19 protein-coding genes, 1 other RNA gene, 3 pseudogenes and 1 other annotated feature are annotated in these 23,520 nt (G+C 53.4%); of the genes and pseudogenes, 3 read left to right on the plus strand and 20 right to left on the minus strand.

What is annotated here, in order from left to right:
- Positions 1–229: 229 nt before the first annotated feature.
- From queA to RJD28_10530, 8 genes are all read right to left on the minus strand, one after another.
- A complete protein-coding gene (gene queA / locus RJD28_10495; protein WNV56761.1) occupies positions 230–1,255 on the minus strand; it encodes a tRNA preQ1(34) S-adenosylmethionine ribosyltransferase-isomerase QueA in 1,026 nt (341 codons plus the stop codon).
- Between the two features lie 17 nt (positions 1,256–1,272).
- The gene (pheT, locus tag RJD28_10500) at positions 1,273–3,693 is read right to left on the minus strand and encodes a phenylalanine--tRNA ligase subunit beta (protein WNV56762.1); all 2,421 of its coding nucleotides are present in this window, start codon (positions 3,691–3,693) and stop codon (positions 1,273–1,275) included.
- 18 nt (positions 3,694–3,711) lie between these two features.
- Positions 3,712–4,731 carry a phenylalanine--tRNA ligase subunit alpha gene (gene pheS / locus RJD28_10505; GenBank protein WNV56763.1) on the minus strand — a complete coding sequence of 340 codons (1,020 nt, stop codon included), beginning with the start codon at positions 4,729–4,731 and terminating at the stop codon, positions 3,712–3,714.
- A 142-nt stretch (positions 4,732–4,873) separates the two neighbouring features.
- Positions 4,874–5,092: a binding site (T-box leader), on the minus strand.
- 67 nt (positions 5,093–5,159) lie between these two features.
- Entirely contained in the window at positions 5,160–5,903 is a 744-nt protein-coding gene (locus RJD28_10510) for a PHP domain-containing protein (GenBank protein WNV56764.1), read from the minus strand.
- Positions 5,896–6,231, minus strand: a complete 336-nt coding sequence (locus RJD28_10515) for a hypothetical protein (protein WNV56765.1) — start codon at positions 6,229–6,231, stop codon at positions 5,896–5,898. The genes RJD28_10510 and RJD28_10515 overlap by 8 nt, the downstream gene beginning before the upstream one ends.
- A 20-nt stretch (positions 6,232–6,251) precedes the next feature.
- Positions 6,252–7,712, minus strand: a complete 1,461-nt coding sequence (locus RJD28_10520) for a [Fe-Fe] hydrogenase large subunit C-terminal domain-containing protein (GenBank protein WNV56766.1) — start codon at positions 7,710–7,712, stop codon at positions 6,252–6,254.
- 38 nt (positions 7,713–7,750) lie between these two features.
- Positions 7,751–8,182 (minus strand): ATP-binding protein, encoded by a 432-nt coding sequence (locus tag RJD28_10525; protein ID WNV56767.1) that lies wholly within the window; start codon positions 8,180–8,182, stop codon positions 7,751–7,753.
- Positions 8,175–8,531, minus strand: coding sequence for a DRTGG domain-containing protein (locus RJD28_10530; GenBank protein ID WNV56768.1), 357 nt, complete (start codon positions 8,529–8,531; stop codon positions 8,175–8,177). Before RJD28_10530 ends, RJD28_10525 begins: the two co-directional genes overlap by 8 nt.
- A 148-nt stretch (positions 8,532–8,679) precedes the next feature.
- Here RJD28_10530 and RJD28_10535 point away from each other — a divergent pair.
- Positions 8,680–9,238 (plus strand): annotated as a pseudogene (locus tag RJD28_10535) (ATP-binding protein).
- Between the two features lie 78 nt (positions 9,239–9,316).
- Here the strand turns inward: RJD28_10535 and RJD28_10540 are convergent.
- The 5 genes and pseudogenes from RJD28_10540 to deoC all read right to left on the minus strand — a co-directional run bounded on the left by RJD28_10540 (position 9,317) and on the right by deoC (position 15,177).
- The gene (locus tag RJD28_10540) at positions 9,317–10,219 is read right to left on the minus strand and encodes a YihY/virulence factor BrkB family protein (GenBank protein ID WNV56769.1); all 903 of its coding nucleotides are present in this window, start codon (positions 10,217–10,219) and stop codon (positions 9,317–9,319) included.
- A 33-nt stretch (positions 10,220–10,252) separates the two neighbouring features.
- A complete protein-coding gene (locus RJD28_10545) occupies positions 10,253–12,400 on the minus strand; it encodes a SpoIID/LytB domain-containing protein (GenBank protein ID WNV56770.1) in 2,148 nt (715 codons plus the stop codon).
- 102 nt (positions 12,401–12,502) lie between these two features.
- Positions 12,503–12,682: non-coding RNA, 6S RNA (gene ssrS / locus RJD28_10550), on the minus strand.
- Between the two features lie 95 nt (positions 12,683–12,777).
- Positions 12,778–14,446: pseudogene (locus RJD28_10555) on the minus strand (phosphoenolpyruvate carboxykinase (ATP)).
- An 88-nt stretch (positions 14,447–14,534) separates the two neighbouring features.
- Positions 14,535–15,177 (minus strand): annotated as a pseudogene (gene deoC / locus RJD28_10560) (deoxyribose-phosphate aldolase).
- A gap of 254 nt (positions 15,178–15,431) precedes the next feature.
- Here deoC and RJD28_10565 point away from each other — a divergent pair.
- Positions 15,432–16,799: a citrate/2-methylcitrate synthase gene (locus tag RJD28_10565; protein ID WNV56771.1), complete on the plus strand. Its 1,368-nt coding sequence runs from the start codon at positions 15,432–15,434 to the stop codon at positions 16,797–16,799.
- On the opposite strand, the gene RJD28_10570 is transcribed toward RJD28_10565, so the two are convergent.
- From RJD28_10570 to leuC, 7 genes are all read right to left on the minus strand, one after another.
- Positions 16,745–17,260, minus strand: a complete 516-nt coding sequence (locus tag RJD28_10570; GenBank protein WNV56772.1) for a hypothetical protein — start codon at positions 17,258–17,260, stop codon at positions 16,745–16,747. The genes RJD28_10565 and RJD28_10570 overlap by 55 nt on opposite strands.
- A gap of 21 nt (positions 17,261–17,281) precedes the next feature.
- Entirely contained in the window at positions 17,282–18,772 is a 1,491-nt protein-coding gene (gene thrC / locus RJD28_10575; GenBank protein WNV56773.1) for a threonine synthase, read from the minus strand.
- A 69-nt stretch (positions 18,773–18,841) separates the two neighbouring features.
- Entirely contained in the window at positions 18,842–19,414 is a 573-nt protein-coding gene (locus RJD28_10580; protein ID WNV56774.1) for a cell wall hydrolase, read from the minus strand.
- Positions 19,415–19,669: 255 nt separating this feature from the next.
- Positions 19,670–20,149 carry a Cys-tRNA(Pro) deacylase gene (ybaK, locus tag RJD28_10585; protein ID WNV56775.1) on the minus strand — a complete coding sequence of 160 codons (480 nt, stop codon included), beginning with the start codon at positions 20,147–20,149 and terminating at the stop codon, positions 19,670–19,672.
- Positions 20,150–20,368: 219 nt separating this feature from the next.
- A complete protein-coding gene (locus RJD28_10590) occupies positions 20,369–20,650 on the minus strand; it encodes an acylphosphatase (GenBank protein WNV56776.1) in 282 nt (93 codons plus the stop codon).
- A 74-nt stretch (positions 20,651–20,724) separates the two neighbouring features.
- Entirely contained in the window at positions 20,725–21,219 is a 495-nt protein-coding gene (gene leuD / locus RJD28_10595) for a 3-isopropylmalate dehydratase small subunit (GenBank protein ID WNV56777.1), read from the minus strand.
- 17 nt (positions 21,220–21,236) lie between these two features.
- On the minus strand, positions 21,237–22,505 hold the full coding sequence (gene leuC / locus RJD28_10600; protein WNV56778.1) for a 3-isopropylmalate dehydratase large subunit: 1,269 nt from the start codon (positions 22,503–22,505) through the stop codon (positions 21,237–21,239).
- A gap of 110 nt (positions 22,506–22,615) precedes the next feature.
- On the opposite strand from leuC, the gene RJD28_10605 reads away from it, so the two are divergent.
- Positions 22,616–23,518 (plus strand): LysR family transcriptional regulator, encoded by a 903-nt coding sequence (locus tag RJD28_10605; GenBank protein ID WNV56779.1) that lies wholly within the window; start codon positions 22,616–22,618, stop codon positions 23,516–23,518.
- The last annotated feature ends 2 nt before the right edge of the window (positions 23,519–23,520 follow it).

Consider the following 23,520-nt stretch of genomic DNA (forward strand, 5'->3'; position numbering starts at 1 on the left):
CGGCAATGGCCTCTCTGCCATCGCTTCTATACACAGCATAGTGGAAAGATTTTAGGATTCCGAAAAGGGAAAATTGGGAATTTATTAAGAAATAGCGAACAATTCTTAAGACCACTGCTACAGCGCCGGCTAAAAAATCTGAAAAAAGCCCAAAAAAGAACAGTCCCTAAAGACTGTTCTTTCGATTTTTATATATAACACATGGTTCGTTCTTTTGTCGCGAACCGTTTTACATAATGAACATGGCGTCGCCGAAGGAAAAGAACCGATACCGCTCTTTCACGGCTTCCTCATAGGCGTTCATGATGTTTTCCTTCCCGGCCAGGGCGGACACCAGCATAAGCAGGGTGGACTCCGGCAAGTGGAAATTGGTGATCAAAGCGTCAATGACCTTGAACTGGTAGCCCGGATAGATGAAGATGTCTGTCCAGCCGCTGGTGGCTTTTAACTTTCCATCCTCTCCCACGGCGGATTCCAGTGTCCGGCAGCTGGTGGTGCCCACGGCGATGACCCGGCCGCCTGCTGCCTTCGTATCGTTGATGAGCTTCGCCTGATCTTCTTCAATGAAGAAATATTCTGAATGCATATGATGTTCAGTCACATCCTCCACCTTGACCGGCCGGAAGGTGCCAAGTCCCACATGCAACGTCACATGGGCGATCTTCACGCCCTTTTCCTCGATCTGGTGCAGCAGTTCCGGGGTAAAATGCAGCCCCGCTGTAGGCGCTGCCGCAGAGCCGTCATGCTTCGCATAGACGGTCTGATACCGGTTCTTGTCCTTGAGCTGATGGGTAATGTAAGGCGGCAGGGGCATCTGGCCCAGCTGATCCAGAATTTCCTCAAAAATACCGTCGTAGGTGAATTTGATCAAACGGTTGCCCTCATCCACCACGTCCAGCACTTCTCCCGTGAGAAGACCGTCGCCGAAGGAAATCTTCGTGCCCGGCTTTGCCTTTTTGCCCGGTTTCACCAGCGTCTCCCACACATCTCCTTCTCTGCGTTTCAGCAGAAGAATCTCGATCTTGGCCTGGGTACCCTCTTTGGCCCCGTACAGGCGGGCGGGAATAACCTTGGTGTTGTTGATGACCAGGCAGTCGCCCGGGTTGAGATATTCTACAATGTCCCGAAAGATCCGATGCTCCCGCGCGCCGGTCTTCCGATCCAGCACGAGAAGTCTCGAACTGGACCGGTCTTCCAGCGGATCCTGGGCGATCAGCTCTTTGGGCAGATCAAAGTAAAAATCCGATGTTTTCATTTCTTATATGCTCCTTATTACTGTCTGAGCTCAATGCCCATGCCTTCCAGGGCTTTTAAGATCTTGTTCATGGCACTGGTGATCTCACTCTCCTCCAGCGTCTTTTCCTTGGAACGGAATACGATGGAGTAAGCCAGGGACTTGAAGCCCCGCTTGATCTGGCTGCCCTCATAGATATCGAACAGCTGATAGCTTTCCAGATGGGCGCCGCCGCACTTCTCAATGACAGCCTCGATCTCGCCTGCCAGGATCGCTTTCGGCACAACCATGGAAATGTCTCTCGTCACAGCCGGATACTTGGCAATGCCCTCGTACTTGCGGTCGAAGGATGCGTAAGGCAGGATTTCCGGCATATCCAGCACAGCCACGTAAGCCCGCTCGCCGATGCCGTAGGTATCTGCAACGGTGGGATGGATCTCACCCAGATAGCCGATGACGGTTCCGTCATAAATGATGTTGGCCTGTCTGCCCGGATGCAGGAACGGTTTGCCTGCTTTCGGATCATAGGTCTCTTTTTTCTTCATGCCGATCTTGTCCAGGAATTCCTCTACCACGCCCTTCATGGTGTAGAAATCTCCCTCGCCGTACATGCCAAGGGTAAACTGCATCCGCTCATCCGGCAGCTCCTTCAACGGCAGCTCACCCGGAATGTAGATGTTGCCCATCTCATACAGGCGCACGTCTTTGTTTCTCCGGTTATAGTTGGTGGCCAGAGAAGTCAGCATGCCGTTCAGGGATGTGGTACGCATGATGCTGAAATCCTCACCCAGCGGGTTGGAAATGGTGATGGCACGGCGCATGGGATCGTCAGCCGGCAGCAGTAATTTATCAAATACCTTGGGGCTTTCGAAGGAATAGCTCATGCCCTGACTGAAACCACAGAATTCTGCGATATCTCTTGCCACTGCCTCAATGCGCATCTTGAAGGACAGTTTTCCTGTGGTCGCCTCGCCGGAAGGAAGGGTGGTCGGAATGTTGGCATAGCCGTAAAATCTTGCCACTTCCTCTGCCAGGTCAGCCGGACGCAGCAGATCCTGTCTCCAGGACGGAACGATGACCTCGGACGTCTCCTCGTCAAAGCCCAGGTCAATTTTCTTGAAGTAGCCGATCATGGTGTCGCGGTCCACGTTTGTGCCCAGCAGACGGTTCACATAATCCGCATCAAAGGGTACCCGGTTGCCGGTGCGCACCTTGCTGTATACGTCTACCACACCGCCCACAACCTCACCGGCGCCCAGCTCTTCCACCAGCTGGCAGGCACGGTTGATGGCTTCCATGGCCGTGTTGGGATCCAGACCCTTCTCGAACTTGGAGGAAGCATCGGTACGAAGACCTACCTTTTTGCTGGAAAGACGGATGTTGGTGCCGTCGAAGCAGGCTGCCTCAAAGAGCATGGTGTGTACGTTTTCCGTGATCATGGAGTTCTCACCGCCCATGATACCGGCAATGCCCACGGCCTTGTCTGCATCGCAGATCATGAGCACGGAGCTGTCCACGGTGCGCTCCTGGCCGTCCAGGGTGGTGAATTTCTCGCCATCCTCTGCCCGGCGGACGATGATCTGATGACCGGCGATGGTATCCAGATCGTAAGCGTGCATGGGCTGTCCATACTCTTCCATGATGTAGTTGGTGATATCTACCACGTTATTGATGGGACGGATGCCATGGGCCGCCAGCCGTCTCTGCATCCACACCGGCGACGGTGCAAATTTGATGTTCTTTACCACCCGGGCACAGTATCTGGGGCAGAGATCCTTGTCCTCTACCTTCACTTTGATGTAGTCGTTCACATCCTCGCTGTTGCCGGTCTCGGTGATCACCGGCGGATAGAAATCCTTGTGGAAAGTAGCTGCTGCCTCTCTTGCCAGGCCGATGACGGAGAAGCAGTCTACTCGGTTGGAGGTGATCTCGTACTCTACCACCACATCATGCAGGCCCAGCGCCTCGATGGCGTCACTGCCCACAACCGCGTCATCTCCGAAAATATAGATGCCGTACTCCGGTGCCTCCGGGTACATATCTCTGCTGGAGCCCAGCTCCTCGATGGAGCAGAGCATACCGTTGGACTCCACGCCGCGCAGCTTGCCTTTTTTGATCTTGATGCCGCCCGGGGTCTTCTTGCCGTCATGGCCGCCAGCCACCCGGCCGCCGTCCAGAACAACGGGAACCTTGTCCCCTTCTTTTACGTTGGGCGCACCGGTGACGATCTGGATCGGTTCTTCCTGACCGATATTGACCTGACAGATAATGAGCTTATCTGCATCCGGGTGCTTCTCTATTTTCACAATCTGTCCGATGATGATCTTGTCCAGATCTGCATCGAACTTCTCATATCCCTCTACCTTGGAACCGGACAGTGTCATGGCATCTGCGAACTCCTGCGCCTCCACGTCAAGATCCGGAACATATGCTTTGATCCATGCTAATGATGTATTCATCTGTTCTTCCTCCCTTTCCTAGAACTGCTTCAGGAAACGCATGTCATTCTCGTACAGCAGTCTCATGTCGTCGATCTCATATTTCAGCAGCGCGATTCGCTCCAGGCCCACACCGAAAGCAAAGCCGGTGTACTCCTCCGGGTCGATGCCGCACATCTCAAATACGTGAGGATGTACCATACCGCAGCCCAGGATCTCGATCCAGCCCTCGCCCTTACAGAACCGGCAGCCCTTGCCGCCGCACTTGAAGCAGGACACATCCATCTCTGCACTGGGCTCCGTGAACGGGAAGTGATGGGGGCGGAATTTGGTCTTCGTATTCTCACCGAACAGCTCCTTGGCAAATACCTCCAGGGTGCCTTTCAGGTCTGCAAAGGTGATATTCTTGTCCACCACCAGTCCCTCGATCTGATGGAAGGACGGGGAATGGGTGGCATCCACCTCATCGGCACGGAACACTCTGCCGGGGGCGATCATACGGATGGGAAGCTTGCCCTGCTCCATGATCCGCGCCTGTACCGGGGAGGTCTGGGTTCTCAGTACGATGTCCTTGTTGATATAGAACGTATCCTGCTCATCCTTGGCCGGATGGTTGGCCGGGATATTCAGTTTTTCAAAGTTGTACAGGTCATACTCCACCTCGGGGCCTTCCACTACTTCGTAGCCCATGCCAACGAAAATCCGCTGTACCTCTTCCAGGGCGATGGTGTTGGGATGCCGGTGTCCCACGTTATTCTTCTTGGCAGGGAGGGTCACATCGATGACCTCATTCTTTAACTTCTCTTCTCTGGCCGCTGCCTCCATGCGCTTCTTCGTCTCTTCCAGTGCTTTCTCGATCTCCGCACGGGTCTCATTCACCATCTGGCCGATGATGGGACGCTCCTTGGCATCCACTTCCTTCATGCTCTTCAATACAGCCGTCAGCTCACCCTTTTTGCCAAGGAAAGCGACACGCACGTCATTGAGCTTCTCCAGCGCATCGGAAGACTGGATCTGCTTCAGTGCTTCTTCCTTGATGCTGTTCAGCTTATCTCTCATTTCTTTTTTCTCCTCTCATACTTGTTTGGCATACGCAACAGTTCCGTCGCACATTCGCAAAACCGCATCTGTCGATGCTCTCCGCCGCTTACACGGCTCCTTTTTTGCTCATTATCTTGCGCATAAGAAAGACCCCGTCCCAAAGAGGGACGAGGTCATCGCGGTACCACCCTGATTCCCGGACGCTGTCCGGGCACTTGTTCTGCGTAACGGGCAGATAAACCGTCATCCCCTACTGCTTTCAGGGACGAAGCTCCGGTGGGAAATTCAACTGCTCTCTGCACCCGGGAGGACTTCCAGCCGATGATCCTCTCTCTCTGTCGGAAAAAAACAGTCTACTGTGCACCTTCATTGCCTGTCATATATGTTGTATATGATTCCATTCGCCGCTCATCATCCATGCCAGCATGATGACTCGCATGCGCTCATTATATCACACCCACCCCACTTGTCAAGGATTTTCCGGTGAGCGCTTCCAGCACATCCGCCGGTTTTGCGGAAGCCGCCGTCAGAAACTGCTCCCGCTCATGGATGTGCTCCAGATAATGGGCATCGGAATCGTGGATGATCTTACAGCCATTCAGATAGGGATTTTCCTCCTTCAATCGCTCCAGATCGTCCAGATTGGCCACCTCGGCACAGGTAAAATGACTGTCCGAGGGAATGAAACCCAGATTGTGCAGCAGGCTGTTGGAATTCTTGTCGATGTGGGCAGGGATCATGACGCCGCCGAACTGCTCCACGATGTCCTGCGCCGCCGAAAAGGTGATCTGGGTACTGCTGATGAGCAGATATTCCACCTTGCCCGCCGGTTCGTCGTTCTCATTGTAAATGATCTGCCGCCCGAACAGGTCTTCCCGGTTGGGAAAAGGCAGCAGCCGCTCATACACATAGGCATCAAAATCCATGGCCCGGGAAAGCTCCGGGAACAGGCACAGCACATGCACCTCCTCCATGGTCGTCAGCTCCATGCCCGGGATAACGGAAATCCCGTACTCCTGTGCCGCTTTCATGATGGCCGGACAGTTTTTGCACGAATTATGGTCTGTCAGCGCGATCACATCCAGCCCTTTTAAGGCCGCCATCCCGACGATGTTGGCCGGGGTCATATCCTCATCTCCGCAGGGGGAGAGGCAGGAATGGATGTGCAGGTCATAGGCAAACTCAGGCATCCAGAAGCCTCTGTACCTTTAATGCTGCATCGAACACCGGCTCTGCCGTCTGAAAAACTGTGATCCCCTGCTGTACAGCCTTCTGCAGGCACGTGTCGTCCAGCTTCATCCCTTCTGCCAGCACAATGCAGGCCACCTCTGTCAGCACTGCCACCGCCAGGGTGTTCATGTTGGCCATGACGGTCACCCAGCAGCTGCCTGCCGGGGCTTTTCCCATGGCAACGCTCAAAAGATCGCAGCAAAACGGCTTGGTGATCTCCGCGTCCAAATTGTCCCCGGTATTTTCCACTTTAAAAAGTTTTTTGTCCATCAAATCTCTGACTGTCATACTGATCCTTTCTCCATTCCCTAATCGTCCGATGGCATCGGCTTCAGATCGCTTCCCGTCTCTGGCTCTACCCGCTGGTGCACGCCTCTTACACCGATGGTGTTGTCCAGCGCCTCAATGTCGTTGGACATCTTGTTGATATACTGTCTCGTCGTCTCGATATATTCCTGCATGTTTTCCTTTGTCACCACTTCATTGTTGGCAAACTCCGCCGCATACTGGGATAACAGATGCAGCCGGTCTTTCAGAATGTGGATGCAGGCATTCTCTGTGGCATAGCCCCGCACGATATCCTGGGCCAGCGCCTTGCAGGACGGCGCCCCGCAGCAGCCGCAGTCCAGGCCGGGGAACTTCTTCAGCAGATCATCCACCTTCTTCATCATGGCGATGCTTTCCATAAAATTGCTGCCCAGCTGGTACACCGGCTCATATTCCAGCGGCTTCGTCCACCACGCATCCGCCTCGGAAATGGGAAGCAGCTCTTCCGCCGGTGTCACCGGCAGCTCCTTCTGGAACCGCATGATCTTGGCCCGGGCTACGAACGGATTCTCAATGTTGAGAACACCGCCCACGCAGCCGCCATCGCAGGCATTCAGCTCAATGAAGGGCACCTTCTCAAACTTCTCGTCCTCCAGGTCCTCCAGCACGTTGATGACACACAGGATGCCGTCTGCCGCGATATAATCCCGGATGCCCAGCGCCCGGGCTTCTCCGCCGCTTCTGCCCCAGCCGATGCCGATGCTGCCGCCCTGCCGGAGCGGCTGCACTTCCTTCTGGGCCTCTTTCAGATAAGGCAGCAGGATCCGGTAAATATCCTTGATGCCCAGCACCTCGTCGATCTCGCTTTTCTCCACCCCCATCGGGGCCTGCACATAGCTGACCTTGGAAGGGCAGGGGGATATGTATACAATGCCGATCTTCTCAGACGGCAGACCTGTCTCCTCCATGGCCTTGCGTCTCGCATACCGGGCTGCCACCTCCGCCGGAATGTTCATCGGCAGCAGATGCTCAATCAGATTGGGAAAACGCACCCGGATGAGCCGCAGCACCGTCGGACATGCCGTACTGATGATGGGCCACAGATCCTCATGCTCTTCGATATATTTTCTTGCCCGCGCCGTCACTGCCTCGGAAGCCGCGGACACCTCCACCACATCGTTGAAGCCCATCAGCTTCAGTCCCGTGAGCAGAATGTTCACATCGTCCAGATTGTTAAACTGACTGTACAGCGCCTGGGAGGGCAGAGCCACCAGATACTCGTATTTTCCCACCAGATCCCGTTTCAGCTTGTCCCGCTTGGATGCTTTGGCATGCTGCTTGCAGGATCTGACGCATTCGCCGCAGTCAATACAATACTCACTTCTTACCCGTGCTTTCCCATCCTGCACCCGAATCGCCTGGGTCGGGCACCGCTTGATGCAGTTATAACAGCCTGTGCAGTTTTCTTCTACCAGATACACAGAATGAAAAAACTTGTCCATAGGTTTCTTCCTTTCCTTCTATTACCATGCCATCTTCCCTATGCGTGAAGCTTGATCACCAGCGTCACCGTCGTGCCGACGCCGATCTTCGTATCAATCTTCATCTCATCGGAACATTTCTTCATATTCGGAAGTCCCATACCTGCGCCAAAGCCCAGCGAACGGATATGGTCGGAGGCTGTGGAATAGCCTGCCTCCATGGCTTTGTCGATATCCTTGATACCCGGGCCCACATCCTTCAGGACAATGATGATCTCGTCCATCGTGATGTCCACCGTGATCTCTCCGCCGTTGGCGTGGATCACCATGTTGATCTCGCCCTCGTACATGGCAATGGCCACCCGACGGACAATGTCCGGTGGAAATCCCATGACCTTTAATTTATTTTTCACATCACTGCTGGCCTCTCCTGCGGCCTTAAAATCATCCGCACAGACATCATAGTGCAGTGACATAATGCTCTCACTCATCCTCTTCCCCTCCATACAGACCCGCTTCATATAAAATGCCACATGCCTCAAACATGATACGGTCTGTTCTCATCACGCACAGATCCTGCTCTCTGGCAAGCTCCAGCACATGTTCGTCAGGACATTTTCCCCGCACGAAAAGAACACAGGAAATATCCATCATCTCTGCGGTACGCATAACCTGCGGATTACACAGGCCGGTGATCAGCAGCGGATGTCCCTTCACCTGCGCCAGCACATCACTCATCAGATCCGACGCATAGACGCTCTTCACTGTATAGGTATCGATCATATCCTGTCCGGTCAGTACCTCTGCATCCGTCAGCTCCCGTATTTCTCTTAACAGCATCCAGTATTCCTCCCTCATCCAGTCACATCTGTATCACAATCTCTCTTAGCTGTTGTTCCCATCATACCATATATTTGCATATAACGATAGCATTTTATCAAAAGAAATGTTATAATATTATCAATCAATGAAAGGAACTGACACAACCATGATGACAGAAATCTCTCTAAACATTCTTGATATTGCAGAGAACTCCATCCGCGCCCAGGCTTCGCTCATCACGATCAGCGTCCGTGTGGACACCCAGGCAGACAAGCTGGACGTGACCATCGAGGACAATGGCTGCGGCATGACTCCGGAGCAGGTAGAACACGTGGAGGACCCCTTCTACACCACCCGCAGCACCCGCAAGGTAGGCCTTGGCGTCCCGTTTTTCAAAATGGCGGCCTTAAGCGCCGGCGGTGATTTCTCCATCTGGTCAGAGCCAGGCAAGGGAACGATCGTGTACGCCCAGTTCGGCCTGTCCAACATTGACCGTATGCCCCTGGGAGACATCAGCGGCACGATCCACACGCTGATCGTTTTCAACCAGAACATCGATTTCGTGTACAATTACCAGTATGATGATAAATCCTTCACCCTGGATACCCGGGAATTCCGGCAGATCCTGGGCGACGTCCCCCTTCGACACCCCGGAGGTATCCCAGTACATTCTGGATTATCTGAAAGAGAACCGCCAGGACACCGACGGCGGCGCGGAAGTCTGATTATCCGCGTGTGAACTGTAATACCCGTGCTTTCAAAAAGCAGCGAAAAGGCATGTTGCCCGTCCGCTGCTTTTATTTTTACGGAGACACCTGCTCCTCCGGCTCTTTTGCCGCCTCTCTGCGGACAAACCGTCTTCGGCGGGCCCGCTCCTCGAACTCTCTGAATTTTCCCTCATAATAGGAATTGATGGCTGCACCGATCATGACGATATACATGCAGATGTACAGCCAGAGCATGACCACGATCAGCGTCGTCAGGCTGCCGTAGATTCTCGTATAATTTCCAAAATGATCCACATAGATCGAGAAGAAAAACGAGAATCCCGACCAGGCGGCCGCCGTGAACATGGCCCCCGGCACCTGCAGAAGGATCGGTGCCCCTCTGCGGTTGGGCAGAAAGCGGTAGATCAATGTGAAAAAAGTAACCAGGATGCACAGCATCATGATGGTCCGCACGCTGATGATCAGCCCGGTAATGTGTGCAAATATTTTCAGGCGACTGGAAAACAGCTCATGAATGGCGTTACCGAACACCATAACCGTCAGGCTCAATACGACAGAAATAATGAACAGCACCGTATAGCCCGAGGAACGGATACGCAGCCGGACGTAATTACGGGTTTCATCTACTTTATAAATACAGTTAAAGCCTCTTGTCAGTGCCAGCACGCCTCTGCCCGCCGACCACACCGTGACAAGGGCGGTCATGGGGATGAGCGTGGAAGAACGGCTGTACACCTCATTGATGATCTGCAGGATCATGGGATACACCGAATCCGGCACCCCGCCCTCGAAAATCCGCTGCAGCTCCGCCTGAGTCACCGGCGTGTATTTCAGAAGGGCCAGCAACAGCATGATGATCGGGATAAAAGAAAGCATGATAAAATAAGCCGCCTGGGCCGCATAGGCACTCACGTGGTCCCGTTCCATCCGCTTGATAAAATTCCAGACAATCTGATAAATCGTTTTCACAGCCCTCATCTTCTTCTCCCGTTCCGTTGTAAATCCTGCTTATCATACCGTATTTTGTAAGTTCTGGCAAGTAAGAGTAATATCCGTATAGAAAAATTCCAGGATCTCCCGGTAATTCTTTCCCGCCTGGGCCATCCGGTTGGCCCCGTTCTGGCTCATGCCCACGCCGTGGCCGTAACCACCGCCGGTGATGGTGATTTTCCCGCTGCCCGGTGTGTCGATATCCGCTGTCAGAGAGCAAAAAGCGCTGGGCAAAAGAGAACCGCAGGTGCGGGTACTGCCGTCCGCCAGTGTCAGCGTCAGGGAAGTATCCCCCAGCACCTGCCGGATGGCGTATTCTGTCAGAATCTTTACCGAAAGATTTTCTCCGTCCACCAGAAGACTGCCCAGCACACCGCCGTCCAGCCGCTCCCCTTCCCGGATGTCCGTGATCTTCCCGGGCGTCCCGGCCTGGATCTTTTTCTGAATAGTAGCATCCCGGCAATCCGAAAGCGGCACATAGCTGCCATCTTTCAGCCTTACATGCACCAGCTCCGGCGAATTTTTCATCAGGCGGCCCACCCGGTCAGCTACGCCGGTCAGGTAATCCTTCCCGTTGCTTTCTGTCTCCCAGTGATACCAGGGTTCCTGTGCCTCGTAAGCCTCCCCTGCTTCATCCACCACATCCTTTGCCGCCAGATAAGGGGCGTCCGCGCTGGTTTCTCCCCAGACAGCGCCGCTGGCCGTCATGCCGCCTGACGTGGAAAAGTAGTAGGCCGTAATCACTTCCCCGGCATAGCAGGCCACCTCCCCGGCTGTCTCCTGCACCGCCCGGGTAGTGGTCTCCTGGGGCGGCACATTGTTATACACCTGACAGCTCACACTGTCGTCCACATGGGCGCCGTAGGCCTGATACCGGCCCTGCCGGATCTGCTGGTAAGCATAGCTTCTGGCACACACCGCCTGGGCTTTCAGTGCTTCCTCCGCATAGGAGGACGGCATCTCGCTGGGCACCACCCCGCACAGATAGGCTTCCAGTCCCAGCTCATTCACCAGCAGCAGCCCTTCCTCCCGGCGGTTGATCTCCAGCGTGCCCCCGTAAGACGGACTGCCCTGGCTGCGTCGGATCGTCTCCACCGTCTGTCTGCCCTTCTCGTCCACCGGCACCAGACGGATGCGCTCGCCCATGTCCAGATATTCCGGCAGAAACGTGATCTCCTCCCCCGCCGGGCAGAGGGTCTGGCCTTCCCCGGTGACCATATAGACGTCCGTATCCGGCACGATCCGGATCTCACTGTGATACAGTCCCGCGTAATCGGTTGTCTGCAGCGCCACCCGGATAGTAGTCAGATCCGGCTTTGCCTCCACAAGGCCGGCGCACACCTGTCCGTCCGCCACCACGAACCGGGCAATATCATAACCCACCACCAGCGCTTTTTCATCCCGCTCCCGGATTCCGTCATACGTCTCATAAATATGAAAATCCGCCGCCAGCGGCAGCAGTCCATAGCCTTCCAGTTCGATCTGATCGTCATACACTGCCAGTACCGCCCCGTGCACCGTCTCCTTTTTCAGGCGGATGTCGGTCACACGCTTTGTCTCCATGGTCAGATCTGCCACCTGCTCAAAATCATAGGAAAGCTCCAGCCGGGCCGGAAGCTGCACCTTTCGATCCCCATACAGCACCGTCACGCTGTCTTCCGTCGCTTCCAGAATATAGATGTTTGCCATGAAAAAACGGCCCGCCTGCCTGTCGGCGTCATCTGCACTTGCGGCAACATCCGTCAATCTCAGGGTGACATTTGCAGCATGCACCACACCATCTCCGTTCTGCCCATCCGCAGCATCCTCTCCTTGAACATCCATGAACGCTTCGCTCTGCTCTGCTTCTGCATTCTGCGCATCCGATGACTGTCTGCCCTGTACAGCCATCACCCGCGCAGTCACCCAGGTATACAGATACTGCTGTACAAAAGCATCCTCCATCTCATAGACGCCCTGATCTGTCAGCACCTGCCCCGGTTCCAGCCCTTCCACTGTATCCGCCGTTCCCAGAATAAAAAAATCCGCCCGCTGCTCTTCTCTCACCTGCTCCTGCACTTCTGGTCCTTCCGTTTTTTTCCGCAGGTTTCCAACGATCCACACGGTCAGCGTCCCACAAACAAGCAAAAGTGTCAGCAGGAGCATCCCTTTTCTGCCGCCAGTTTTCAAAAAACTCCCCCCTGTCCCTACAGCCGCCTGTGTTTCCTGCGGCAGAACATTTTTCTTTTCCAAGACATTGAAAAAGCAGCCTTGCGGCTGCTTTTCATCTTTTGTACACCCAAAATGCCGTTTCCTGCTATTTTGACTCCTAGCCTGTGCTAGGTGGGTAACCTCAACTGATCTTCTGCCTTCCACTCATAAGGAGGCCTGACATCCGATGGAGCGATATTGGAATCCCATAAAAGTAAATGTAGGTTCAAAATTGCAGGGTGTCGAACATCCCAGGATAACCTTTCGTTCGTCCTTCACTTCGGTATTATTATATCTCATCGTATGTAAATTATCAACTAAAAATTCTTACAAAAAATGAATTTTCTGTCGATTTTTTAAATCTCGGAAACAACCTTCTCCAGCGCTTCCATGGCGTCCTCCGGCAGGGCATCATAGCCGCCCTTGAACTCCTTGCGGGACTCCACAAAGTTCAGACGGTCGCGCATGCGTGCCTTCAGCTGGCTTAAATATGTCTCGTCGTTCATATCCGGCACGAAGCCCTCCCACTCGAAGATCTCGATGTCAGAGAACGGCCCCCAGGGCTTGAACTGGGCACGGCCTTCCACAATGGCCTCCAGAATGCCGATGGTATCCTTGGGCTGTACCTTTTTGCCCATGAAATCTCCAGTGTTGACGATGTAGCAGTCTACGTTCTTCTCCTCCACCAGCTTCTTGAACCGCACATAGTCATTCACCAGCGGGTATGTACGGAACGGGTTCGCATAAGGCTCGACCACCAGCGCGTTGGGGTCAATGCCCGGTGCCAGACGCTCTGCGGTGGAACGCTTGGTTGCCAGCGTCGCACCCATGACAGATGCCAGGGATGCGCCCTTTAACTTCACCACCGGCGGAATGGTCGGATCCTTCATGATCCAGAAAATCGCATTGACGGGGGCATCGATCTTATCCACCCGGTTCGGGGACCAGAGCTTGGACTTGATGGCACGGCCATTGCCGTTGCGGATGTCCTCGGTCACCAGTACCACCTTGCCGTCCTCATCCAGAGTAGCGGAGCAGTTCTGGGCGGTCAGCAGGTACTTGTTGTCCTCACAGCCGGTGGGATAATCGGCCGTCTTGTCAAAATAGGTGGGCTCCAGTGCGATGGATGCACAGGTGTCAGAGTTGATGATGAATGCATCATCGTGAAGCACCGTCACCCCGTATTTGCCGTCATGCTTTGCGTGGGTCAGTGTGGATTTGCCGGAGCCGGACAGGCCGAACACCGATGCCACATATTTTCTGCCGTCTGCCAGGGTGTACGCCTTCTGACCGCCGTGGCAGGACGCATAGCCGTGCCGGTTGGCAATGGCCCAAGCGATGGTCAGAGTGCCCTTCTTGTGCTCGCCGAAATACCGCATGCCGAGGATGGCCGCACAGTTGGTGCCCGTGTTGAAGTAAGCCAGGCACTTGCTGTCGCTGATGTCCGTCTGGGTCGTTCCCTTCCACTGGGGATCAGAAACGATATAGATATCCGGCTCATCGCCGATGGGTCTGGACTCCTTGTACATTTTCACATATTCATCAGACAGGTACTGGAAATTCAGCATCCAGGAATACAGGATGTTCTCCTCTCCTTCCGGGATGAGCAGGTGTGCTTTCACCATGAACTCCGGATCCAGACCGATGTACGCTTCCGCATGGTACAGCTTCTTCCAGCGCATGTCGTAAACGGCATCCATGACCAGCTTATCCAGGGCATCACAGTTTACCCCGGGTTCTCCTGCGATTCTTCTGGCAGCCGCATAACGTCCGGTAATGGAACCGTCATTGAACAGAAGCACCTTTGCATCCTTCTCCAGGCCGAACTCTTCTCCGCGGTAGACGGGCATATCCGTCACAACCGTTCCCGGGGAATTCTTTTGCCAGCTGGTAGGCCTCCTTCAGGGTATTGACCTTTACCACATTATTTCCGTAAAAAGCCGCTTCGATGATGGAGCGTGTCTTGGAAAATCCGGGTTTCCCTTTTCCAATCTCACTGATTGGATAATAGGCTTTTGTTGACATCTGTTATCCTCCTCTTCTTCTCCTTTATTCCAGTGCAGTATTCCCGCGTTACCTGAGAAACCGCTTTTCGCACATTATCTCATCCCGCTTATAAAATGTCAAGTGCACTGCTGGAACCGATCCGGTCACAGCCCGCTGCCAGGAAATCCTCCATTGCCTGCCGGGTGCGGATGCCGCCTGCTGCCTTGATCTTCACATCCGGGCCGATATTTGCTTTAAAGAGAGCAATATCTGTAAGCTGGGCCCCCGCCGTGCCAAAGCCGGTGGATGTCTTAATGTAGTCTGCCTTTGCATTCGTCACCGCATGGCACATGGCGATCTTCTCTTCCTCTGTGAGATAGCACGTTTCGATGATGACCTTCAGGATCTTTCCCTGGCAGGCCCCACGGATGGCGCGGATCTCCTCCTCCACCTTCTGATAGTCTCCGTTTTTCACATCAGCAATGTTGATGACCATATCGATCTCGGACGCGCCGTCCGCCACTGCATCCCTGGCCTCCTGTACCTTGGACGCTGTGGTGCTGTATCCCAGCGGAAAACCGATAACCGTACAGATATTGAGTTTTTCCCCGTATGTATCATGGATTCTTCGAATGTAACACGGCGGTACGCACACCGATGCCATGCCGTAGGTGATGGCCTCCCCCGCACAGCTTCTGGATATCCGCCCAGGTGCAGAATGCTTTCAGAGCTGTGTGATCCACATGTTTTAAGATTTCTCCTGTCTCCATTATATTCTCCTTATCTCCTTTTCCATAACCTTCGAAGCCTTCTGCCTTTTCCTGTATCAGATCCTGATGCCGTCTCCCGCATGACTTCGAACAGTTCCATTCTACCTTATTTTCCCGAAAAAAGAAATCATAAAAAATATTTAACAAGTGTTAAGATTCCATAAACTGTCCCCTGTTCGATTGCCACGGACACTTTTCTATGATAAAATGAAGCAACTTTTATTTCGAAAATTTATGAGAAAGGACGCTGATATATGAGCATTAATGTGTATTCTGATCTTTCACCGGAAATTATGAACCTGTCCAGACTTGCCCGGGACACCAGCGCCATCAACCCGGAACTGTATACGAAATATGAGGTCAAACGGGGCCTACGGGACATCAACGGCAAGGGCGTACTGGCCGGACTGACTGACATTTCCGCTATTACCGCCTACACCATTGAGGATAATGAAATGATCCCCTGCGAGGGAAAACTATACTACCGCGGTATCGACATCCACCAGCTGGTCAACGGCTTCGTCTCCGAGAAACGCTTCGGTTTTGAGGAGGTTGCCTACCTGCTCCTGTTCGGGGAGCTTCCCTCCCGGGCAGAGCTTCTGTCCTTTACGAACCTGCTGGCCAACTACCGCACCCTTCCCACCAGCTTTGTGCGTGACATCATCATGAAGGCGCCCAGCCAGGACATGATGAATACGCTGGCGCGGAGCGTGCTGACGCTGTATTCCTACGACGACCGGGCAGACGACACCAGCATTCCCAATGTACTGCGGCAGTGTCTGGAGCTCATCAGCCTGTTCCCGCTACTGTCCATCTACGGCTATCAGGCATACAGCCACTATCATGACGGCAAGAGTCTGTTCATCCATTCCCCGAAGCCGGAGCTTTCCACTGCGGAAAATATCCTGCACATCCTGCGCCCGGACAGCAAGTACACGGATTTTGAAGCGCGGATCCTGGATATCGCTCTGGTGCTGCACATGGAGCACGGCGGCGGTAATAACTCCTCCTTCACGACCCATGTGGTATCTTCCTCCGGCACGGACACCTACTCCACCATTGCGGCAGCTCTGGGCTCCTTAAAAGGCCCCAAGCACGGCGGCGCCAATGTCAAAGTGGTAAAGATGTTCAACGACATGAAGGAACAGGTGAAAGACTGGAAGGATGAGGAGGAAGTATCCGCCTATCTCACCCGCCTGCTGCACAAGGAAGCCTTCGACCACGCCGGTCTCATCTACGGTATGGGACACGCGGTTTACTCCCTGTCCGACCCGAGAGCAGACATTTTCCGCTCCTTCGTCAAGAAGCTGGCCCAGGAGAAAGGCCGCCAGGACGAATACGAACTGTATTTCCTGACGGAACGTCTGGCCAAGGAAGTCATCTCCAGAGAGCGCAAGATCTATAAGGGTGTCAGCGCCAATGTGGACTTCTACAGTGGCTTCGTATACAGCATGCTGGATCTGCCCACCGAACTGTTCACACCCATCTTCGCCATGGCCCGGATCGTGGGCTGGAGCGCCCACCGCATCGAGGAGCTGAGCAACGGCGGCAAGATCATCCGCCCGGCTTACAAGAGCATTGCCAAGCATCGGGAGTACACACGGCTTGGAGACCGTTCCTGATCTGTTTTTAAAAGAGAGAAAAGAGAGCTGTCCTGTGAACGTCTCATTCTTATGATGTTCGTTCGCAAAGCAGCTCTCTTTTTTATTATCTTTTGATACTTTTTTTTCTTAGTATCCCAGTATTTCTGGTACAGCTTCTTGCTCTGGAAGCCAAACCACACCAGCACCAGGAGGAAAATACCCAGCACCCCCATGGTCACCGGCATGGGCAGCATCGTCACATTGCTGTTGATGATGCCCACCAGCGCATCCGCAAAGGCGGCAATGCCCAGAATGAGCAGCAGCGGCGCCGCCTCCTTCCGGTAGCCCTCCTTGTCCATGCATTTCTCCACATTGACCTCGTTATTCAGGAGCAGACCTGTCTTGATCTCCCCCTTGAATTTCAGCTGATACCACTGCATCATAATGTAAAAGGCGGCAAACAGCACGATGAGATCCAGGATTCCAAACATATCATTCATAATAAGCCCCGTCCTTCTTTTTTATCGGATTCCCAGAAAATCCATCACTGTCTGCTTCATATCTGCAGCGTCGCACACGGTCTTGTGCAACACCGGTGCCGTACGGATATCTTCAATGGCCTTGGGAACTGCCGTGCCGGAGATCCGGGACAGCTCGTCAGCCAGCTCAAAATCGCCCAGTGCATCGTATTTTTCATCAATGGCATCCATAACGCTTCTCGTAAACTTGTACGGGCTTGCGGTGGACGCGATGACGGTCTTCGTCTGATCACCGGTCTCCTTTCTGTATTTCTCATAAACAGCGGAGCCCACCGCCGTATGGGTATCCATTACATAGCCGGTATCGCCGTAAACGGCTGCGATCCGGGCCTTTGTCTCCTCCTCGGACGCATAGTTGCCATAGAAATCATGCAGCTGCGCTCTCATGCCGTCGGTGATCTCATAGCGGCCCTCGCAGGACAGCTGTGCCATGAGAGAACGGACAGCCTCCGCATCCTCCCCTGCGATCTCATAGATCAGGCGCTCCAGGTTGCTGGAGATCAGGATATCCATGGACGGGGAAGACGTCAGCACGAACGGACGGTTCTTATCATAGGTTCCTGTCTGGAAGAAATCATACAGCACTTTATTTTCATTGGATGCACAGATCAGCTTCGCCAGCGGCACGCCGATGCCCTTTGCCAGGTAAGCGGCCAGAATATTGCCAAAGTTACCGGTGGGTACGACCACGTTCAGCGGCTCCCCTTCGGACAGTTCGCCGTTTTCCAGCAGCTTCACATAGGCATATACATAGTAGACAACCTGCGGAACAAGGCGGCCGATATTGATGGAATTGGCAGAAGAAAACTGGAAGCCAGCCTCTGCCATCCGTGCCTCCAGCGCCCGGTCAGAGAAAATGGCTTTCACGCCGCTCTGGGCGTCGTCAAAATTGCCATGGATGCCCACAACAAAGGTGTTGTCCCCCTTCTGGGTCACCATCTGCTTCTCCTGGATGGGGCTGACGCCGTTCTTCGGATAGAAGACAATGATCTTCGTGCCCGGCACATCGGCAAAGCCTGCCAGGGCAGCCTTGCCGGTGTCTCCGCTGGTGGCTGTCAGGATCACGATCTCATGCTCCACATGGTTCTTCTTCGCAGCGGTTGTCATCAGATGGGGTAAAATAGACAGCGCCATATCCTTAAATGCGATGGTAGCGCCGTGGAACAGCTCCAGATAATAAGCATCCTCCACCTTGGCCAGCGGTGCGATCTCCTCGGTGTCAAACTTCTCATCATACGCACAGCGGATGCAGTTCTTCAGCTCCTCCTCTGTAAAATCAGTCAGGAACAGCTTCATCACCTCATAGGCGATCTCCTGATAGGACATGTTCACCATATCCTTCATGGACAGATCCAGTTCCGGGATCTGTGCCGGCATGAACAGGCCGCCGTCCTCAGAAAGGCCCTTTAAGATTGCCTGGGAAGCAGTTACCGCAACTTTGTTGTCTCTTGTACTTTTGTATATCAGATCCATGGTATCCTTCCTTTTCCGTTTGGGATTTTGGAGTTAGTATAACACATGTTTCTGAAAGGAACAAGGCTTTTATAAAGTATAGAACTCGTGCCCGCCATGCACCGCCACCTTCGTCAGGCTCCGGTCAAACCAGCGCATATTGGCGGAGGCCGCATACCGTCTGGCCGCAAAATACAGCGCGCCGTTGGAATAATCCTCCCCGCCCAGTGCCCGTTTCACCGCCACCTGGGTATCCGACGAGATCTTCACCCGGTTGATCTTCCCGCTGGACACCGGCGAAAACTGGCCGCTGGCATACACTACCTCCGTGACCGTGTCCGGAAATTTGCTGTGAGCCACCCGGTTTAAGATCACATTGGCTACCATGATCTTACCCACGGTATCCTCGCCTCCGGCCTCCGCCTCCACAATCCGACAGAGGGTATTGTAATCCTTTTCATTATACACGGTGTTCGTATACGCCACCGTCATGATCTCCTTCTGGGCGCCGTTGAGACAGGCATAGCTGTACGCCTGGGTGTTTGCCTCCACCACAATCTGTTCCTTTATCTCCTCTACCGCACCAATTCCCAGCATTCCCGTAACCACCAGAGCCGCCGTCAGCGCAGACAGACCTTTTCGAATTTTCATGCATTCTTTCATGATTTTGCCACTCCTTTCTTTCATGAAAAAAAGACAGTACAAGCAACCATTACGTCACATGTTTGTAATATTGTTAATATCTTTTTAACATTTTCGGCAACTCAACAAAATTCTATGCATGATTTTTTCAAAAAGAACCGATTCTGCATCTAAAATTCATCTGGAAATTTCGACAGCATCCGCGAATTCCTGATAACAAAAGACCCCCGGCAGCGGATGCTCCAGGAGTCTATTTTGTAACATTTATGTAATTATTCAGTCTTTCACAAGGTCGGCAAACACCGCTTCCGTAAACGTGCCCAGCGCCTCCGGGTGCAGAAGCACCTGCTCGCCCCGCACACCGCCGCTGACAGCGATCTCGTCAAACAGCTGAGCTGTCTCGTCGATGTAGGTGGGGAACTTTTTCTTCATGCCGATGGGGGAACAGCCGCCCCGGATGTAACCCGTGGTCGGCAGCAGCTCCTTTAACGGCAACATTTCCACTTTCTTTGCCTTGCATGCCCGGGCCACTTTTTTCAGATCCAGCTCCTGATCCACGGGAATGCAGCACACATAATGGCCGCCCTTTTCATCTTTCAGCACCAGCGTCTTGAAAATCTGCTCGCAGGGCTGTCCCAGCTGCTCTGCCACATGAACGCCGGACAGATCCGACTCGTCCACCTCATATTCCATCGTGCGATACGGAATGCTCGCCTTGTCCAGCACCCGCATGACGTTTGTTTTCGTCTTATTCATCGTTTTCCCTCCATTTTATTCTATCGACATTCTGAACCGATCATCGATTACTTTCCTGTAACACCGATATCTGCACTGTCATATTTATATCAATGATTCCCGAAAGTCAGAATCACAAATCTGGCAAAGTTCCGGGGATCTGTTGCAGATCAAAAGACTATGAATCTGTGGTCTGTACCAACCGAACAGCAGACAGATAGCATGGGATTCTCCAGATAATTAGTCTTTGACTTGAAAATCCAGTTCCCCGCTGACGACCGGCACTTTCTGCTCCTCATACTCCATCACCCGGATGAACCCGTGTCCCCGCAGGATCATCCCCACAAACCGGTTCACATCCCCGTCCAGGCCCTGCACCTCCAGCTCCACCCGGCCATCGTCCAGATTCGACACCCAGCCGGTGAGATGGCAGCTCTCCGCGCACTGTCTGGCAAACCAGCGAAAGCCCACGCCCTGTACCATGCCGCCAACCAGGATATATTTTCTTATTTTTTCTTCCATATAAAATACCCTCCGGAGGGGATTTCCCATCCGAAGGGCACATATGATTTTTCTGCTGTCACAACAGAAGTGACTTATTCGTTCTCCTGGCTGTTGATGTAATTGATCAGGCCCTCAGCCTTGATGATCTTCTGCATAAACTCCGGAAATGCCTGTCCCTGGAACTGGGTTCCCTTCGTTTTATTATAGATCATGCCGCTGTCAAAGTCTACCTCGACTTCGTCTCCTGCGTCAATGCCCTGGGCTGCTGCCGGGCACTCGATGATGGGCAGACCGATGTTGATGGCGTTCCGGTAAAAAATGCGGGCAAAGGTCTCTGCGATGACGCAGCTGATGCCGGACTCCTTGATGACGATGGGGGCATGTTCTCTGGAGGAACCGCAGCCAAAGTTCTTGTTGGCAACCATGATGTCACCTTTTTTTACATTTTTTACAAAATCCTTATCAATATCCTCCATGCAGTGCTCTGCCAGCTCTGAATAGTTGGTGATGTTCAGATATCTTGCCGGGATGATAACGTCTGTATCCACGTTGTCTCCATATTTAAATACGCTTCCGCATGCTTTCATGATTCGTTCCCTCCTTCTTAGTTCTCTTCCAGCTCACAGGGGCAGGAAATCTTACCGGTGATGGCGCTTGCTGCTGCAACTGCCGGGCTGGCAAGATAGATTTCAGAGGTTACATCTCCCATACGGCCCACAAAGTTCCGGTTCGTGGTGGAGACACAGCGCTCGCCTGCTGCCAGGATACCCATATGGCCGCCCAGGCAAGGACCGCAGGTCGGGGTGCTCACGATGGCACCGGACTCGATGAAGGTCTGTACATAACCGGCGTTGATGGCATCCAGGTAGATCTGCTGGGTGCCCGGGATCACGATGACACGGACGTTCTTGGCTACCTTTCTGCCCTTCATGATCTCTGCAGCGATCCGAAGGTCTTCCAGTCTGCCGTTGGTGCAGGAGCCGATGACTACCTGATCGATGGCGATATCGCCCACCTCGTCGATGGTGTGGGTGTTCTCCGGCAGGTGCGGGAAGGATACGGTGGGCTTTAATGCAGACAGATCGATGGTGTAGGTCTCCTCATACACCGCATCCTCATCAGCCTCGTAAACGGTGTACGGACGGCTGCCGTGCTCCTTCATATAAGCGATGGTCTTGTCGTCTACCGGGAAAATGCCGTTCTTGCCGCCGGCCTCAATGGCCATGTTACAGACAGTGAAACGGTCGTCCATGGACAGATACTGGATACCGTCGCCCACGAACTCCATGGATTTGTAAAGGGCACCGTCCACGCCGATCATGCCGATGATATGTAAAATGATATCCTTACCGGAAATGTACTTGGCCGGCTTGCCAGTGAGCACAAATTTCAGCGCTGCAGGCACCTTGAACCAGGCTTTTCCGGTCGCCATGCCTGCTGCCATATCGGTACTTCCCACACCGGTGGAAAATGCACCAAGTGCGCCGTAGGTACAGGTGTGAGAGTCTGCGCCGATGATGGCATCTCCGGCCACGGTCAGACCCTGCTCCGGAAGCAGCGCATGTTCGATACCCATGGTTCCCACGTCAAAATAGTTGGTGATATCGTGTGCGCAGGCAAACTCTCTGACGCATTTGCAGTTTTCCGCAGATTTGATATCTTTATTCGGTGTAAAATGGTCCATGACAAGGGCAATCTTCTCTTTATCAAATACACCCTTGCGATCCATTTTTTTCAATTCTTTCAAAGCCACCGGCGTTGTGATGTCGTTGCCGAGTACCAGATCCAACTTTGCCTCGATGAGCTGTCCGGCCTCCACAGATGCCAGTCCGGCATGGGCAGCCAGAATCTTCTGTGTCATTGTCATTCCCATAATGGTTTCCTCCTTACATTTGCTGTTGCCAGCATATCATATTTTTTGATATAATTGAAATACATATTATAAATATCTTTTATAACTTCAAGTTATAGAAAGGAGATTCCATGGAATCCACACTTTCTCTTTATAAGATTTTTTATACAGTAGCCAACACCCAGAATATTTCCCGGGCATCCCGGGAGCTGTATATCAGCCAGCCCGCCATCAGCAAGGCCATTCAGAAACTGGAACAGTCGCTGGGCGTCACCCTGTTCTACCGGAACAGCCGGGGCGTCACCCTGACCCATGAGGGTACCGTGCTCTACACCCATGTGCAGAATGCTTTTCAGTCCATCTCCCTGGGCGAGGAGGCTGTCCGCCGGGAGGCCACCGGAGACAGCGGCACCCTGCATATCGGCGTCAGCACAACGTTGTGTAAATACCTGCTGCTGCCCTATCTGAAGGAATTCATCCGGGAGCATCCATCCATCCGCATTTCCATTACCTGCCAGTCCTCGGCCCGCACCATGGAAATGTTAAAAAAGAACCAGCTGGATCTTGGGCTCATCGGCCCGCCCGCCAGCGGCTCTTCCCTGCTTTTCTTCTCCGTGGGCAGCATCCACGATATTTTTGTAGCCACCGAGGATTACCGGCGCAATCTCCATCTGCCCGCAGATGCCGACACCGCCCAGATCTTCCACACCGCCACCATCATGCTGCTGGATCAGGAGAACTACACGCGAAAATACATCAACGAATATATGGAACAGAATCACATCGAGGCCCCGAATTTTCTGGAAGTGTCCGACATGGATCTGCTCATCGAATTTTCCCGGATCAGCATGGGCATCGGCTGCGTCATCAAAGAGTTTGTCCAGGACGATCTGAAAAGCGGCCGCCTGCTGGAGCTGCCGCTGGATATTCCCATCCACACCCGGCCCGTGGGCTTCGCCTGCCAGGAGGCTGCTGCGGCACAGGGGCCGCTGGCAAGATTTCTGGAATTTTTCCAGAAGCAGACAGCAAACTAAAT

It is taken from the genome of Oscillospiraceae bacterium NTUH-002-81, from assembly GCA_032620915.1.
GTDB lineage: Bacteria > Bacillota > Clostridia > Lachnospirales > Lachnospiraceae > JAGTTR01.

Excerpts from the sequence above, each read along its gene's own strand:
- RJD28_10520 (WNV56766.1), bottom strand. The coding sequence starts at position 7,712 with ATGGACAAGTTTTTTCATTCTGTGTATCTGGTAGAAGAAAACTGCACA.
- pheT (WNV56762.1), bottom strand. The coding sequence starts at position 3,693 with ATGAATACATCATTAGCATGGATCAAAGCATATGTTCCGGATCTTGAC.
- RJD28_10605 (WNV56779.1), top strand. The coding sequence starts at position 22,616 with ATGGAATCCACACTTTCTCTTTATAAGATTTTTTATACAGTAGCCAAC.
- ybaK (WNV56775.1), bottom strand. The coding sequence starts at position 20,149 with ATGAATAAGACGAAAACAAACGTCATGCGGGTGCTGGACAAGGCGAGC.
- RJD28_10590 (WNV56776.1), bottom strand. The coding sequence starts at position 20,650 with ATGGAAGAAAAAATAAGAAAATATATCCTGGTTGGCGGCATGGTACAG.
- RJD28_10530 (WNV56768.1), bottom strand. The coding sequence starts at position 8,531 with ATGCTGTTAAGAGAAATACGGGAGCTGACGGATGCAGAGGTACTGACC.
- queA (WNV56761.1), bottom strand. The coding sequence starts at position 1,255 with ATGAAAACATCGGATTTTTACTTTGATCTGCCCAAAGAGCTGATCGCC.
- RJD28_10580 (WNV56774.1), bottom strand. The coding sequence starts at position 19,414 with ATGAAAGAATGCATGAAAATTCGAAAAGGTCTGTCTGCGCTGACGGCG.
- RJD28_10540 (WNV56769.1), bottom strand. The coding sequence starts at position 10,219 with ATGAGGGCTGTGAAAACGATTTATCAGATTGTCTGGAATTTTATCAAG.
- RJD28_10565 (WNV56771.1), top strand. The coding sequence starts at position 15,432 with ATGAGCATTAATGTGTATTCTGATCTTTCACCGGAAATTATGAACCTG.
- RJD28_10570 (WNV56772.1), bottom strand. The coding sequence starts at position 17,260 with ATGAATGATATGTTTGGAATCCTGGATCTCATCGTGCTGTTTGCCGCC.
- RJD28_10525 (WNV56767.1), bottom strand. The coding sequence starts at position 8,182 with ATGAGTGAGAGCATTATGTCACTGCACTATGATGTCTGTGCGGATGAT.
- RJD28_10510 (WNV56764.1), bottom strand. The coding sequence starts at position 5,903 with ATGCCTGAGTTTGCCTATGACCTGCACATCCATTCCTGCCTCTCCCCC.
- leuD (WNV56777.1), bottom strand. The coding sequence starts at position 21,219 with ATGAAAGCATGCGGAAGCGTATTTAAATATGGAGACAACGTGGATACA.
- pheS (WNV56763.1), bottom strand. The coding sequence starts at position 4,731 with ATGAGAGATAAGCTGAACAGCATCAAGGAAGAAGCACTGAAGCAGATC.
- RJD28_10515 (WNV56765.1), bottom strand. The coding sequence starts at position 6,231 with ATGACAGTCAGAGATTTGATGGACAAAAAACTTTTTAAAGTGGAAAAT.
- thrC (WNV56773.1), bottom strand. The coding sequence starts at position 18,772 with ATGGATCTGATATACAAAAGTACAAGAGACAACAAAGTTGCGGTAACT.
- leuC (WNV56778.1), bottom strand. The coding sequence starts at position 22,505 with ATGGGAATGACAATGACACAGAAGATTCTGGCTGCCCATGCCGGACTG.